Raw genomic sequence first — 14,646 nt, forward strand, 5'->3', positions numbered from 1 at the left:
ACCGCTCCGCGCTCGTCGCACTGGATTACTCGCATGGCGCCTCCGGGGTTCACAGGGTCCACTCCGTCAGACGATAGGTGCCCGCGCGATCACCGATCACGCGGGCACCGAGCTCGTTCGCCGAAGTCAGATCGGCAGTCTGCGGAAGATCGCGCGCGGGACGTGCCGCAGCACCATCATCACGTAGCGGAAGGCTCCCGGCGCCCAGACCAGCTCCTTACCCCGCTGCGAGGCCGCGACCGCCAGCGCGGCGACGTCTTCCTTGTCGACGGTGAGCGGAGCCTCTTTGACGTGCGCCGAGAACTTGGTGCGCACCATGCCGGGCCGGATCACCAGCACGCGCGGGCCGTGCGGCCGCAGCGCTTCGCCGAGCCCGAGGTAGAACCCGTCCAGACCGGCCTTGGTCGACCCGTAGACGAAGTTCGAGCGCCGCACCCGCTCACCGGCGACCGAGGACATCGCGATGATCCGCCCGAAGCCCTGCGCCTTCATCTTCTCGCCCACCAGCACGCCGACGGAGACCGCCGCGGTGTAGTTGATCTGGGCGACCCGCACCGCCTTGCCCTGGTTCTGCCACAGCTCCTCGGGATCGCCGTCGAGGGCGAAGGCGACGATCGCGACGTCCACGTCGCCCGCGTCCCAGGCGGCGTCGATCACCTTCGGGTGGCTTTCGGTGTCGAGCGCGTCGAAGTCGATGACGTCGACCTGGCTCGCGCCCGCCGCCTTCATCTGGGCGACCGCGTCCTCGCGCAGCGGGTCACCGGGCAGTGCCGCGAGGGTGACGCGCGCGGGGCCCTTCTTCAGGTACTCCGCGCAGATCGCCAAGCCGATCTCCGAGGTGCCACCCAGCAGCAGAATCGACTGGGGGTTGCCAACGGCATTGATCACTGCAGCTCCAGCCTTCTCGCCATATCGGACATGAATACGCCTGTGGGGTCGACGCTACGACGGACCTTGATCCACTCGTCGATCCGGGGATACATCTTGTGGAAGGTCTCGGCGGTGGTCCGCGAGTCCTTCGCGGTGTACAGCCGCCCGCCGAACTCGAGCACCCGCCGGTCCAGCTCGCCGACCAGCTCGTTGAGGCCCGGCTTGATCGGGAAGTCGACGCAGATGTTCCAGCCCGGCATGGGGAAGCTCAGCGGGGCCTGGTTGCCCGGGCCGAACAGCTTGAACACGTTCAGCGCCGAGTAGTGCCCCGAGGCCTGGATGTCGACGATGATCCGCTTGAACTCCTCGACGGCCTCGGTGGGCACCACGAACTGGTACTGGAGGAAGCCGTTGGAGCCGTAGCCGCGGTTCCACTCCGCGATCATGTCCAGCGGGTGATAGAACTGCGTCAGGTTCTGCACCTTGCCGGTGTAGTTGCCGCCCATCCGGTAGTACGCCTCGCCGATGGACATCAGCGTGAGCTTGTTCATCGTCCAGTTCGGGAAGATGTCCGGGACGGTCATCAGCTGCGGCGCGTCGAACTTCAGCGGTTTGCTGCGCAGCCGCTTGGGCAGCTCGTCGAGCTTGGCCAGCCTGCCCCGGGTGATCGTGGCCCGGCCCAGCTTGGGCAGCGGGCTGATCACGTCGAACCAGGCGCTCGAGTAGGTGTAGTTCGCCTCGCTGCCGTCGCTGTGCGCGGCGATGGTCTCGTCGAGCGTCGTGGTCTTCACGCCGTCGTTGAGGAAGTAGGCGGTCTCCGTGGGCACCATCTCGATGGTGGCGCGCAGGATGATGCCGGTGAGCCCGTTGCCGCCGACGGTCGCCCAGAACAGCTTGGCGTTGCGCTTGGGGGTGATGTGCTGCACCTGCCCGTCGGCGGTGAGCAGATCGATCGAGCGCACGTGGTTGCCGAAGCTGCCCTCGCTGTGATGGTTCTTGCCGTGGATGTCGGAGGCGATCGCGCCGCCGATGGTCACCTGGCGGGTGCCGGGCAGCACCGGAACCCAGAGCCCGAACGGCAGCGCGGCCTTCATGAGCTGGTCCAGGCTGACGCCGCCGTCCACGTCCACGATGCGGGTGTCGCGGTCGATGCGGTGGATGTTGTTCAGCGCGGTCATGTCGACGACCAGGCCGCCCGCGTTCTGCGCGTGGTCGCCGTAGGAGCGGCCGAGGCCGCGGGCGATCACGCCGCGCCGCAGGTGGGCGGGCTTGCCGTCGTTGTCCTCGGCGACCATGGCGACTGCCTTGGCGATCAGTTCGGGATCGCTGGTCGAGAGCACTTCGGAAGAGGTGGGTGCGGTGCGACCCCACCCGGTCAACGTACGGGTGCGCGTCGGAAGAGTGAACGCGGTGCCCGCGGCCGGGCCGTCGTTCGCGACGCCGGCGCCTTTGTCGTTCCCGGTTGTCTTGGTGGCGGTCGGAGCTTTCGTGGACATCGGCATAGAGGCTACAGGTATGACGGCAGATGGGAGCGGGGTCGCTCTACCCATGGGTAGTGACGAACTCATCGGTTTAGAACCGAATCACTGCCTTCGCCGGTTCGACGCTACGCTCGTCGGCGTGCAAGCCGAACCCCACCTGCCGCTTCCGGCGGAGTTGCCGCTGGTCGACGAGCCTGCCGGCAGTGATGTCGACCTCAAGACGCAGATCGTCCGGTTCACCCTCACCGGCGGGTTCTCTGCCGTCGTCGACTACGGGCTCTACAGCCTGCTGCTCAACCTGGTCGGTCTCCCGGTCGGCGTCGCCAAGTCCATCGGCTTCGTGGCGGGCACCACGACCGCCTATCTGATCAATCGCCGCTGGACCTTCCAGGCCGCGCCCAGCCGCATCCGCTTCCTGGCGGTCGTCGCGCTCTACGCGGTGACCTTCGCGGTGCAGGTCGGCATCAACAACCTGCTCTACTTCACCCTCCCCGGCGAGTGGTGGCGCCAGCCCCTGGCCTTCGTCATCGCCCAGGGCACCGCCACCGTCATCAACTTCGTCGTCCAGCGCTTGGTGATCTTCAAGATCCGCTGAGCTATCCGCTCGTCGCGGCTCGGTCGGCCAGGAAGGCTCCGACCAGGCGATTCACTTCGTCGGGGACCTCGGCGGCCGCGAGGTGTGCGGCTCCGTCGAGGACCAGGAGCTGCGAGCCGGGGATGGCGTCCGCCATCACCTGGAGTTCGGGTACGGGAAAGGTACGGTCCTCGCGACCTCCGACGACCAGCGTGGGACAGGTAATCGAGGAGAAGAGGTCGCGCTGGTCCGGGCGGTCGATCACCACGGATCGGACAGCGTGCACGAGCGACGCCGGATCATTGCGGCGGGCGACGTCGAGGACCTGCCGGATGACCTGCGGGCGCGTTCGTTCGGTCGTCGGACCGAGGAATGCCCGGACCACCGATCCGGTGAGCGGCGGCCGAATCCCGCCGAGAATGCGGATCGTCATCAAGAGCATCCGATACTGCGTCCGCTGCGCGAGCGGGGCCGATGACGCCGTGCCGTTCATCAGGATCGCGGATTCGATGCGGTCGGGGAATTCGGCGGCGAAGGTGCCGCCGATCATGGCGCCCCAGGAGTTCCCGAGGAAATGGGTCCGCGGTAGTCCCAGCTGATCGAGGATGTCGACGACGCACGCGGCGCACTCGTCGAACGTGAAGGGCCGTCCGAGGCGGCTGGACCGCCCGTGTCCGGGCGGGTCGACCGCGATGGTCAGGAAATCCCCTGCGAAATAGTCGACTTGGGCATCCCAAAGGGCAGCGTCCATGAGAAGGCTCGGCCACATCACGATCGGATGCCCGCTGCCGGTCAGGACGACGTGCAGCAGCCCCAGCCGGGTGGGTATGTGAATATGCCTGCGGTCCATGAGCATTCCTTGCGGTGAGCGGCGGGTCCGCGCGAGTTCGCGCCGTAGGTTCCCGCACACGGTGACGGGTTCCGCCCGGCTACGACGCACCGGCGTCCGGGGCGGTGATCGGTACGATCGGACTCACGTTAGGCGTGGACCGTTGCGCGCTCGACCTGATCCGTGCACGGCTCTGACGGAAACGCGCACATCGGTCTGGGAGGTTGCTCGTGACGATCGCCGAGCCGTATCTCGTGGAGCGGGTCGATACCGGCGCGGTGCTGCCCCACGAGTCGGCCGACTTCTGGGCTGAGCACGTCTGCCGTAACCAGGGCACCTTGCAGTGCCGTTTCGCCAGTCCGGCCTCGTTCCGCGGAGCGACGGCCGTGCAGCGATACGCGGGCTATCAGCTGATCGACTTCTGGTCGGACAGCATCGTCTACTCCAGAACCCGGGCGGATATCCGGCGTGACGGCGACGAGAGTCTGCGGGTGATGATCCCGGCCGACGGAATATTGCGTCTTCGACAAGACGACGCCACCGCCGAGGTGTCACCGGGGCACGGCGCGGTGGTCACCAAGACACGCCCGGTGGATTTCGACCAGCCGCTGACTGCGCGTGGGTGGGTGATGAACATCCCCGCGGGCACGCTACCGCTCCAGGTCGGTGCGGGACCTGCGTTGATCGACCTTCGATCGGGCTTGGGCTCGGTCGTCGCCGGCATGGTCGGCGAACTCGGCAGGCAGCGCGCGAATGTCGACGGTCCCGAGTTCGCCTCCGCCTGTGACACGATCGTCGATCTGCTCGCCCTTTGCCTACGCCGCCGCAACGCGATGCCCACCGTGCTGGCGACGGTGGACACCGCGGTTCGGGATCACGTCCGCAGGCACGCCGACAACCCGAACCTGACACCGGCCGCAATCGCTCGAAGCCTGGGCTGGTCCCTGCGGCAGATCCAATTGGCCTTGCACCACACCGGCACCACACCGTCGGAGTTGATCCGCGCCGAGCGCCTCGACCGCGCGCACCGCCGCCTCCGCGAAGCCCCGCCCGCCCGCACCGTCGCCGACATCGCCTACGCCAGCGGCTTCCGTTCCCTCAGCGCCTTCGGCTCCGCGTTCAAAGCCCGGTTCGGGGTGACTCCGCAGGAAGCACGACGGCGCTGACGCCGTTCGGCGCTCGGCGATCTTCCAGACCTGCTGACGATCGCCCGAGCCCGTGCGGCCGCGCGCGACCCTGCCTCATCGACAATCCGATTCCGAGAGAGGTCCATCCCCGCGCCATGGCCCGCTTCCTGCTGATCAGCGGTCGAATCACGCCGCTGGTGTGGCCGAATCGAGGAACGCGACGTCGACGCGAATCCTGTCGGGTACCGCTGCGACCGCTCTCGAACCACCTGGCTCCGGATAAGGTCATCGCTCACGCCCATTGTCCTGGATAGGAGGAAGGTTCCGATCGATACATCCCGGCACACCGCCACCGCGCCGGGTGGCGCGGCGCTGACGGGGACTGTCCTCGGTGTTGCGGTGCTCTTGTGTGTTCATCTCGAATGGTCGCCGTTCGTCGGTGATGCGACCGTCCCCGATCAGCTCGTCGGCCTGGTGATCGGCGGGATTCTGCTGAGTGTGTCCCTGCCGGTGTGGGCGATCAAAACGCTGTATCTGGTCGGCCGAGAGCGCAGGTGGTCCTGGAAGGTCGTCGCGGTGCCGGTTGTCGTGCTCGCCGGACTGATAGCCGGACTGCTCCTCCACCCAGCGGGCTCCCACTCCACCCCGCCAGAAATCGCAACCTCCACCACCCAAGACTGACCGCGAGTGGCGCATGGTTGCGGCATCTGCCCGAGAAGAGATCTCCACGGTGTGCCACTCGTGGGCAGGAGGGGGCGAGTCGTGGCAGGCGGTGACGACGAGATAGGGCTGGGCCGGAGTGGATGTCGGTAATCGTGGGAACGACTGGGGAGGTTGTGCACTTGGTCAAGGATGAGCGGCGGTCATCGATCGGCTGTGGGCGGTGATCGGTACCGATCGAGAGATCGTGTGGCGGTGGGCGATGGCGGGCCATATACCGCTCACCGCCGTGGATGATTTTCGCAGACAGTCGCCGATCGAACGCGACTTCGTGGATGGGTTGCTGCTTCGGTTGAGCGGAGCCCATCTCGATGACGGAACGTTCGACAGCTTTACTGTTCCTGTCATGCTCTACAGCCGATTCATTCGGGAGGGCTGCTGGGCGGGAGAACGATTTCTCCCGAAATCGGTAAGCGGTGAATTGGAGCGGCTGGCCTCATCGTTGGCTCCAGACCAGTCGGTTCTTCCCGCGCAGGCGACCGAATTCATGGTCCGTATCGCCGACAATCCGATCCCGAGAGAGGCTGCTCTCACGGTTCGTGCCGCAATCTTCGCCAGCCGCATATCAGAGGATCTCGTGCACCCGATTGTGGGAGCCGAACGCTGGCCCACCCCGATGGCGGAGTACGACGAGGACTCGCCCGCTGCCGCAACGATGCGCCAGTTGCCGAGGCTCGTTGATCGCTGGTTGCACGACGTCATGTCCAGGGACTCGATCGAAGCCGAGGTCAGGCGACTGGCAGCCGTGCATCGGTGGCATTGACCGATCTCATCCGGTGACGGCGAGTTCGCCGAGGTAGCGGAACGCGGCGATCGACAGTTCGATCAGCTGTCGTGAATGGGTGGATGGTAGCCGCCGCGAGACGAGACAGCCCGGCTCCCCGGACGTACGAGTCGGTGAGCCGGGCCGTGCCGGCCGATGCGGTCAGTGACGGTTGAATTCGCCGTGCGTCATTCGGTCGCGTACGCAGCCGTACCTGACCGCGAGTGGTACATGGTTGCGGCATTTGCCGAGAAGAGGTCCCATGGTGTGCCGCTCGTGCGGCGGGCCGGTGCTCAGGTTGTGGAGGATTCGCTGGCGAAGAGGCCGAGCCACTCGGGTGTGTCGGCGAGCTCGCTCTTTTCCGCCTTGGCCCCGAAATAGTCGCCGCCCTTGGCGCGGACGTTGTCGGTGCCCCACTCGCGAAGTTCGCGCGGGGCGGGGACGAGATGCGGGATGTGCTTGCGGCAGTGGATGTAGGCTTCCTCCACGTCGACCACCACCCACTGCTGGGCGGCGCGGCCCTTGTGGTTGACGGGCAGGTCGGTGACGGTGGCGCGGAGAGCGGGGTCGTCGACGATGCGGGCCGAACCGTTGATGTGCAGTCCGATGAGGTCGCGCACGAAATCGATGAGCAATATCCCGACGTGCGGGTTCTCCAGGATATTGCCGAGGCTGGCCATGACGCCGTTGCCACGATATTCCGGATAGGCGATCGTACGGTCGTCTATCACGTGCAGGAAACCGGGCAGTCCGGCACGGAAACTCGCGTCGCATTCGCCGCGTTTGTCGGCTGTGGCGATGAACGCCATATCCATCCGTCCGATGAATTCGATCATCGTCGGATTGAGCCGGTCGAGCACCTGGTCGTCGTAGAACCGCTGTGCCCGATCCTCTGTGCCGTACCGTTCCTGCAGCTCACGCTCACCGTGGCTGCCGTTGTGTGTGCCGGGCATCGCCGCCCCTCTGGTCGCCGGAATCCGGGGTCCACCAGGCTCGACGTTGAACCGCGGTCGTACCGAGATGCATCTATTTTAGATGATAACGGCACGGTTAAACGTCGGAATCCCGGCCTGGAATATCTCCGATTTTCGTGCGTACCAAGCATTTCGGACGATTAGCTAAAAGCCGACCGGCCGGAACTGTTTCCGGCCGGTCGGGATTTGCGGGAGCGATTCGAGGGATGTCAGGCCGGGGTCAGCGTGACCGGAACCCCATTGAACACGGCGTTTCCGGACGGCGCGTCGACCACCGAATCGTCGGTGAGCACATTGGCATTGACGCCCGCGTGCGCGCGGGCCACGGTCTGCCCGCTGTCGCCGTGGCCCCAGCCATGCGGCAGGCTCACCACGCCGGGCATGATGGCCTCGGTCGGCTCCAGCGGGACGGTCAGCGTCCCGGCGGCCGATTTCACCACCGCCTGATCGCCGAGCCCGAGCCGCTCCACATCGGCCGGATTGATATGCAAGGTGCAGCGATTCGATCCGCTCACCAACGGCGCGATGTTATGCATCCAGCTGTTGTTGGACCGCAGCTGCCGCCGCCCGATCAGCACGATCTCCGGTGCGGCGTCGGACAGCCGCGCCCGCATGCGCGCCACATCGTCCAGCAGCGGCTGCGGGGCCAGATCCACCCGCCCGCTCGCCGTGCGCAGCACGCCGGGCAGCCGCGGCCGCAACGGGCCGAGGTCGATGCCGTGCGGATTGTCCAGCAGCACCTGCAGATTGAGCGTGCCGCCGTTCCATTCGCCGTACGGCCCGAGGCGCAACATCAGGTCGATGCGCTGCTCGGTGCTGTTCTCCCCGATCAGATCACCCCGCCGCTCCGCCAGCCCGGCCTTGTGCAGCAGACCCGCGATGACGAGTTCGTCCATGGCGGTGAGCGGGTCGACCCCGTCGGAGCCGTCGTGCGGCCTGCCGTTCAGCGCGGCCGCGAGACGAGCCAGGACAGCGGGCTCGGAGGGCCGGTCACCCAGCGGCACCAGCGGACGCGAGTAGCGGGTGTAGTTGCGCACGGCGAACTGCAGGAGCGCGAAATCGTAGTGCGGGGACTGGGTGGGGCGCGGGGGAGGCAGGATCACATCGGCGTGCTTGGTGGTCTCGTTCACGTAGCGGTCCACGCTCACCATGAAGTCGAGCTCGGCGAACGCCTCGTCCAGGCGGGCGCCGCTCGGCGCGGACAGCACCGGGTTGCCCGCGACCGTCACCAGGGCGCGGATCTGTCCCTCGCCCGGCGTGGTGATCTCGTCGGCGAGCGTCGCGACGGGCAGCTCGCCCATCGCCTCGGGCAATTCGCGGACCCGGCTGGTCCAGCGTCCGGCGCGGAACGGCCTGGTCCGGGGGATGCCGCCGGCCGCGGCGGTGGCGAACATCGCGCCGCCGGGGGAGTCGAGGTTGCCGGTCAGCGCGTTGATCGCCTCGACCAGCCACTGGGTGATCGTGCCGAATTCCGCGGTGCAGGTGCCGATGCGGGCGTACACCGCGGCGGTCGGCGCCCCCGCGAGCTCACGGGCGAGCCGCACGATCGTCGATGCGGGTACTCCAGTGCGTGCCGCGACCGTGTCCGGATCGAACGGGGCGGCGGCGGAACGCAATTCCTCCAGCCCGGTGACCTCGACGCGCAGGTCGGTCAATTGCTCGGCGAAGAGCGTGTGCACGATGCCGAACAGCAGATACGCGTCGCTGCCCGGCCGGATGAACAAGTGCTCGTCGGCGAGTTTCGCGGTGCGGGTCACCCGCGGATCGACCACCACGAAGCGACCGCCCCTGCCGCGCAGCGCCTTCAGCCTGCCCGGGAAATCCGGTGCGGTGCACAGCGAGCCGTTCGATTCCAGCGGATTGGCCCCCAGCATCAGCAGATAATCGGTGCGGTCCAGGTCGGGCACCGGCACGGTCAGCGGATCACCGAACATCAGCCCACTGGCCACCTGCTTGGGCATCTGATCCGCGGTGCTGGCCGAGTAGATGTTCTTGGTGCCCAGCGCCCGCAGCAGCATCGGCACGTACAAGGTGCCCGCCACGGTGTGCGCGTTGGGGTTGCCCAAATAGGCGGCGGCCGATTGATTCCCATGCTCGGCCACGACGGCGGGAAACCGTTCGGCGATGTAATCGAAGGCTTCGTCCCAGCTCACGGTGCGCCAAGTGCCGGTCGCGCGATCGCGGATCAGCGGTTCGGTCACCCGGTCCGGATCCTCGTCGAGGTGGCCGAAGCTGGCTCCTTTAGGGCAGATGAAGCCCTTGCTGAAGGGGTCGCTGCGGTCGCCGCGGACCGAGGTCACGTGGTCGTCGGGATCCAGGGTGATGTCCAGGCCGCAGACCGCCTCACAGAGCGGGCAGGTCCGCAGCAGATTGCGCGATTGCGTGATCGGGGCCATACCCCATCTTGGCGTCCGGTCGTGAAACTGAAAAGAGAACGCTCGACATCCGTGCGCTCGATATCCGCGATGCCAAACGACCGGTACCCGGTGGCGCTCCGGGGTGGGGATCCGGAGCGCCGGGACGGATACCGGTCGCAAACAGGCCGGGTAGCGCGGCCCCGGCCCGCGATCAGCAGGTGAACTGGATCAGGGTGTTCAGCAGGCGATGGTCAGCTTGGCGCGGCGCGACGAGGTGGCGGCGCGCACGGCCGCGGCGATCGCGACGACCGGCGGCACCCAGCGGGCCTCGGCGGGAGCGACACCCCAGCAGGCCGAACCGGCCGAGAGCTGGGTGGGCGGCAGCGGGATGCCCGCTCCGTCGGTGTACACGGTGGCCCCGGCCTCGCGCAGCGCCTCCAGCGCCATCGCGGCCTTGCGGACGCCGGTGACCAGGTGGATCTCGCGACGCTCCGGGCCGGGAATCTCGATCACCGCACCGGACAGGTTGTTCGCGCGCAGGAAGCGGCGGACCTCGCCGGCCAGTTCGCCGGTGACCTCGATGCCGGACACGTTGTCGTCGGTGATCAGGCTCAGACCATTGGCCGTTTCGGCGACCGTCCACCCGCGCTGGTCGTAGTCCTGCGCAGCGGCGGTCAGCTCGGCCGCCTGGACGGAAGTCGGAAACGTGGTGCGCACTGTCTTCTCCATTCCCCGGTAGATCTCTGGGTCCTGCATTCATGGGTCGTATCGGCGGGGGCCGCCTTGGGTGTTACGCGTTATCCGAGAAAATTTCCGGAGTGTCGCCTACGTCTCATTTCCGAGAGGTTCGTTCGCGTATCGCCGGGCATCCCGAGGTGGCTCGCGGTGGTTGCCACGCAGCCACTTTCGGCCCTGGACCTGGCCACTCGCTGCGCCGGAGCTGTGAGGTCGCTGTGGATGGCCCCTAAGGGGTCGCGGGTGCGAAAACATACCGGTGGCGTGCGTTTCCGGCTGGATCCGCTCGCCGCGAGCAGGAAGGATTCTCGGCATGAGCGGTCAGGCCCGGAGGCGGCAGCGCAGCGTAACCACGCAGGGCCCCGCTCATGCCGACAACAGACACAGCATGAGCGGTCAGGCCCGGAGGCGGCAGCGCAGCGTGACCACGCACACAGCATGAGCGTCGGGCGCGGCGGCGGTCGGCGTGACCACAGAGGGCCCGCGCATGTGGAGGAGGACCTGGCATGAGTGACGAATCCCACGACACCGGCGCGCCCGCGGACCGCCCGGTCGCGGACTCCGAGGAGTCCGAGGCCGAGCGCCGGCTCGCGTGGACGGAGTCGGCGGCCAAGCGCTTCGCCGGAGCCGCCTCCGACGAAGAACAGCCCGCCGAGCCGTTCCGCAGTCCGCGTGCCTTCGCGCAGTGGAGCGCCGCGGCCGCGCGCGCCCTGGTCGACGTGCAGTTCCACCGCCCGGCCACCCGCACGCTCTTGCCGCTCGCCTACATCCTGGGGTTGGTGTTCGCCGTCGCCGTGCCCATCACGCTGACGGTCTCGGCATGGCGGGTGTCCGCGGTGCTCGGGGTGCTCGCCGCGATGCTGGGCGTCCCGCTCGGCCTGACCATCGCGGCCGCCGTGCGCCTCATGCTCGAGTTCCTGGTCAACGCCTCGCGTCTGGCGACCAGGGTGGAACACATCAGCGAGCTGGCCGACGACCTGTTCCAGGCGTTGTCGGACGTGGCGGAGCCGGTCAACCAGCTGTCCGAAGACGTTCGCGCGGTCCAGTTCTGGCGTTTCCGCAAGCGCAGCCCACGCAGGTAGGGGCGAAATCGCACCGTGCGGAAGTGGTTTGACTCGCGGTAGCCATCGGCCTGGCTGAGACACGCGCCGTGACCGCTGCGAGTTTCGCTGTGAACAATGCTGTTCGGATACCCGGCACATCCACCTCGGGTGTCCGGGAAGGGCGCCCCGGACCGCTGACGGACATGATTCGCGGGGCGGCGCACGGTGAAACAGGGGGGAAGCATGGCTTTACCGCAAGGAACGACCGGATCGACCATGCCGCGGCGGCAGCTCGGCAGACACTTGCGTGACCTGCGCAACCGGGCCGGGATGACCACCCGGGTGGCCGCGCAGCAGCTGGAGTGGTCGGAAGCGAAGATCTGGCGGATCGAGACCGGTCAGACCTCGCTGCGCGGTCTCGATGTCGAAGCGATGTGCAAGGTCTACGGCGCGCCGCCCGACCTGCTCGAACCGCTGCGCGCGTTGGCGCGCGACACGAAGGCCAAAGGCTGGTGGACCGCCTACGGCGACGTGATCCCGGAGGGCTTCGACGTCTACATCGGGCTGGAAGAGGCGGCCGGCCGGCTGTTCACCTACGAGAACGAGCTGGTCCCGGGGCTGCTGCAAACCGAGGGCTACACCCGGGCGGTGTGTACGGCGGCGCACCCGGAGCTGTCCGCCGACGAGATCGACCGCAGGGTGCGCCTGCGTCAGGCCAGGCAGGCGCTGGTCACCCGCCCGGACGCGCCGCTGGAGTTGGACGCGCTGATCGACGAGGCGGTGCTGCGCCGGCGCATCGGTGGTCCGGAGGTGACCGCCGGGCAACTCGATCACCTGCTGCGGATGGCCGAGTTGCCCAACGTCCGGATCCGGCTGGTGCCCGGGGATTGCGGCTATCACGACGGCATGGCCTCGGGCCGGTTCGTGCTGCTGGAGTTCCCCGATTCCGGTGAGCCGCCCGAACCGCCGGTGGTCTATCTGGAGGCCTTCACCGGACCGGTCTACGTGGACAAGGAACACGAGATCGCGCGCTTCCGATCGGCATTCGCGAGCATCGATGCGGCGGCGGTCGATCCGCGCGCACGCATCGAGGAAGTCCGGAAATCGCTTTGACGCGCACGCCTATCCGGCGCTGATCAGCACCTCGGCGGCCCGGGCAGGTCCCAGGTGTCGCTCAAAACCGCGCGGTGGGTGGGCAGGGCCTGCTCGTAGACCGAACGGCCCTTCTCGGTGAGGCAGACGAACACGGCGCGGCGGTCTTCCGCGCACATGGTGCGCTGGACCAGGCCGTCGCGCTCCAGCCGGGCCACGGCTCGCGAGAGCGCGCTCTGGCTGAGGTAGATGTCGTTGGCCAGGTCGCTCATGCGGTAGTCGCCGCAGTTCGCGTCGACCAGCCGGTCCAGCGTCTCGAATTCGCTGAGCCCGATCCGGTGACCGTTCTGTAGCGCCTTCTCGAGTGCGCAACTCACCGCCGCATGCCGGTCGAGCAGCTCGCGCCACTCGCCGACCAGCCCGGTCGGCGCGAGGGCGCGCCGCGGTGTGCTGACGGTGGTCGGCTTCGACATGGCCCCATCTTAGTGGCCCCGCCGAATCCATGCAACAGCATTAAATGTGTTGGCATTTAATGCACACGCATGTAATGTTCCCCGCATGACTTCACCAGCAACGCTCTCGGCCGCTCAGGCGACCGATCCGGCCAGATGGTCAGCCCGGCTTTGGGGCATGCTGATCACGCTCTGCATCGTGTTGTTCCTCGACGGTCTCGACGTTTCGATGATCGGTGTCGCGTTGCCGTCCATCGGCGCGGAACTCGACCTGTCCACCTCCACCCTGCAATGGCTGGTCAGCGGCTACGTGCTCGGCTACGGCGGTCTGCTGCTGCTCGGCGGCCGCACCGCCGACCTGCTCGGGCGGCGCAAGGTCTTCCTGATCGCGCTCGCGGTCTTCGCGGTCGCCTCGCTGGCCGGTGGCCTGGTCAGCTCGGGCCCGCTGTTGATCCTCACCCGCTTCGTGAAGGGCCTCGCCGCCGCGTTCACCGCGCCGACCGGCCTGTCCATCATCACCACCAACTTCGCCGAGGGCCCGGCCAGGAACAAGGCGCTGTCCATCTACACGGTGTTCGGCGCGGGCGGCTATTCCATGGGCCTGCTGTTCGGCGGCCTGATGACCGGTGTCGGCTGGCGTTGGACGTTCCTGCTCCCGGTGCCGATCGCGCTCGCCGCGCTGGCCGCGGCCTTCGTGCTGGTGCCCAAGGACAAGCCCGCCGAGGAGGGCGGACACGACCTGCTGGGCGCGCTGCTGTCGACCTCGGCCATGTTGCTGCTGGTCTACACCGTGGTCGCCGCGCCGGAAGCCGGCTGGGCCTCGGTGCGCACCATCGGCTCGTTCGTCGCGGTCGCCGCGTTGTTCGCCGGGTTCGTCGCGGTGGAGAAGCGGGTGCGCTACCCGCTGGTGCGCCTCGGGATCCTGCGCAAGTCCTCGCTGGTCCGGGCCAGTCTCGCGATCGTCGCGGTGGCCGGTTCCTACTTCAGCTGGCAGTTCATCGTGACGCTGTACTTGCAGGACACGCTCGGCTGGTCGCCGCTGAAGCTGGCCATGGCGCTGCTGCCGGTCGGTCTGCTGGTCGTGCTGTCGGCCTTCTTCTCCGACAAGCTCGTCGATCGCTTCGGTACGGGGCCGGTGATCGGCGTGACCATGACCGTGATGGCCGTCGGCTACCTGCTTTTCCTGCGGCTGGACACCGCGCCCTCCTACCTGACGATGCTGCTGCCAGCAGTGCTGCTCATCGGCATCGGATGGGTCGGCTTCCCGGCCATCAACATCCAGGCCACCAACGGCATCGATGACGAGGAACAGGGTCTCGCCGCCGGAGTCCTGCAAACGTCCATGCAGGTCGGCGCGGCCATCGTGCTCGCGGTGACCACGGCGATCATCTCCTCCGGCGCGCATGCCGACATCTCGGCCGCCGGGATGCTCGACACCTACCGTCCGGGTCTGGAATTCGCCGCGGGCGTGTCCATCGTCGGCGCGCTGGTCGCCCTGCTCGCCTTCGTGCCGCGCTTCCGTGGTCAGGAGCGGGCAGCGGAGGAAGAGAAGGAACTGCAACTCGTCGGCTGATCGAAGTAGCCGACGCCGAGCGCCGCCACCAAGCACTGGTTGGTGGCGCTCGGCGT

Annotated in this window: 14 protein-coding genes; 7 read left to right on the forward strand and 7 right to left on the reverse strand. The window is 67.6% G+C overall.

Features of this window, described 5'->3' with window-relative positions; genetic code table 11:
* Nucleotides 1-126: 126 nt before the first annotated feature.
* Both ABZ552_RS03375 and ABZ552_RS03380 read right to left on the reverse strand, forming a co-directional pair.
* A complete protein-coding gene (locus tag ABZ552_RS03375; RefSeq protein WP_281876723.1) occupies nucleotides 127-888 on the reverse strand; it encodes a decaprenylphospho-beta-D-erythro-pentofuranosid-2-ulose 2-reductase in 762 nt (253 codons plus the stop codon).
* Entirely contained in the window at nucleotides 885-2,372 is a 1,488-nt protein-coding gene (locus ABZ552_RS03380; RefSeq protein ID WP_281876725.1) for an FAD-binding oxidoreductase, read from the reverse strand. The genes ABZ552_RS03375 and ABZ552_RS03380 overlap by 4 nt, the downstream gene beginning before the upstream one ends.
* A 118-nt stretch (nucleotides 2,373-2,490) precedes the next feature.
* Here ABZ552_RS03380 and ABZ552_RS03385 point away from each other — a divergent pair, with 118 nt between their 5' ends.
* Complete coding sequence (locus ABZ552_RS03385; protein ID WP_281876726.1) at nucleotides 2,491-2,946, forward strand: GtrA family protein; 456 nt, start codon at nucleotides 2,491-2,493, stop codon at nucleotides 2,944-2,946.
* 1 nt (nucleotide 2,947) lies between these two features.
* On the opposite strand, the gene ABZ552_RS03390 is transcribed toward ABZ552_RS03385, so the two are convergent.
* Nucleotides 2,948-3,775, reverse strand: coding sequence for an alpha/beta fold hydrolase (locus ABZ552_RS03390; RefSeq protein WP_357435404.1), 828 nt, complete (start codon nucleotides 3,773-3,775; stop codon nucleotides 2,948-2,950).
* Nucleotides 3,776-3,984: 209 nt separating this feature from the next.
* Here ABZ552_RS03390 and ABZ552_RS03395 point away from each other — a divergent pair, with 209 nt between their 5' ends.
* From ABZ552_RS03395 to ABZ552_RS03405, 3 genes are all read left to right on the forward strand, one after another.
* Entirely contained in the window at nucleotides 3,985-4,920 is a 936-nt protein-coding gene (locus ABZ552_RS03395; RefSeq protein WP_357435406.1) for an AraC family transcriptional regulator, read from the forward strand.
* Nucleotides 4,921-5,280: 360 nt separating this feature from the next.
* Nucleotides 5,281-5,562: a hypothetical protein gene (locus ABZ552_RS03400; RefSeq protein ID WP_357435408.1), complete on the forward strand. Its 282-nt coding sequence runs from the start codon at nucleotides 5,281-5,283 to the stop codon at nucleotides 5,560-5,562.
* Between the two features lie 202 nt (nucleotides 5,563-5,764).
* The gene (locus ABZ552_RS03405) at nucleotides 5,765-6,364 is read left to right on the forward strand and encodes a hypothetical protein (RefSeq protein ID WP_281876730.1); all 600 of its coding nucleotides are present in this window, start codon (nucleotides 5,765-5,767) and stop codon (nucleotides 6,362-6,364) included.
* Nucleotides 6,365-6,657: 293 nt separating this feature from the next.
* On the opposite strand, the gene ABZ552_RS03410 is transcribed toward ABZ552_RS03405, so the two are convergent.
* From ABZ552_RS03410 to ABZ552_RS03420, 3 genes are all read right to left on the reverse strand, one after another.
* A complete protein-coding gene (locus ABZ552_RS03410; protein ID WP_281876732.1) occupies nucleotides 6,658-7,317 on the reverse strand; it encodes a pyridoxamine 5'-phosphate oxidase family protein in 660 nt (219 codons plus the stop codon).
* Nucleotides 7,318-7,547: 230 nt separating this feature from the next.
* Complete coding sequence (locus ABZ552_RS03415; protein ID WP_357435410.1) at nucleotides 7,548-9,734, reverse strand: molybdopterin-dependent oxidoreductase; 2,187 nt, start codon at nucleotides 9,732-9,734, stop codon at nucleotides 7,548-7,550.
* A 198-nt stretch (nucleotides 9,735-9,932) separates the two neighbouring features.
* Nucleotides 9,933-10,451: a hypothetical protein gene (locus tag ABZ552_RS03420; RefSeq protein ID WP_281876734.1), complete on the reverse strand. Its 519-nt coding sequence runs from the start codon at nucleotides 10,449-10,451 to the stop codon at nucleotides 9,933-9,935.
* 485 nt (nucleotides 10,452-10,936) lie between these two features.
* On the opposite strand from ABZ552_RS03420, the gene ABZ552_RS03425 reads away from it, so the two are divergent.
* Nucleotides 10,937-11,512 (forward strand): DUF4282 domain-containing protein, encoded by a 576-nt coding sequence (locus ABZ552_RS03425; RefSeq protein WP_357435412.1) that lies wholly within the window; start codon nucleotides 10,937-10,939, stop codon nucleotides 11,510-11,512.
* A 204-nt stretch (nucleotides 11,513-11,716) separates the two neighbouring features.
* Nucleotides 11,717-12,586: a helix-turn-helix transcriptional regulator gene (locus ABZ552_RS03430; RefSeq protein ID WP_357435414.1), complete on the forward strand. Its 870-nt coding sequence runs from the start codon at nucleotides 11,717-11,719 to the stop codon at nucleotides 12,584-12,586.
* Between the two features lie 23 nt (nucleotides 12,587-12,609).
* Here the strand turns inward: ABZ552_RS03430 and ABZ552_RS03435 are convergent, their stop codons facing one another.
* Nucleotides 12,610-13,038 carry a MarR family transcriptional regulator gene (locus ABZ552_RS03435; RefSeq protein ID WP_281876738.1) on the reverse strand — a complete coding sequence of 143 codons (429 nt, stop codon included), beginning with the start codon at nucleotides 13,036-13,038 and terminating at the stop codon, nucleotides 12,610-12,612.
* An 85-nt stretch (nucleotides 13,039-13,123) separates the two neighbouring features.
* Between ABZ552_RS03435 and ABZ552_RS03440 the strand changes: the two genes are divergently transcribed.
* On the forward strand, nucleotides 13,124-14,590 hold the full coding sequence (locus tag ABZ552_RS03440; protein ID WP_281876739.1) for an MFS transporter: 1,467 nt from the start codon (nucleotides 13,124-13,126) through the stop codon (nucleotides 14,588-14,590).
* Nucleotides 14,591-14,646: the final 56 nt, after the last annotated feature.

This window comes from Nocardia sp. NPDC019219, assembly GCF_040632645.1.
GTDB lineage: Bacteria > Actinomycetota > Actinomycetes > Mycobacteriales > Mycobacteriaceae > Nocardia > Nocardia sputorum.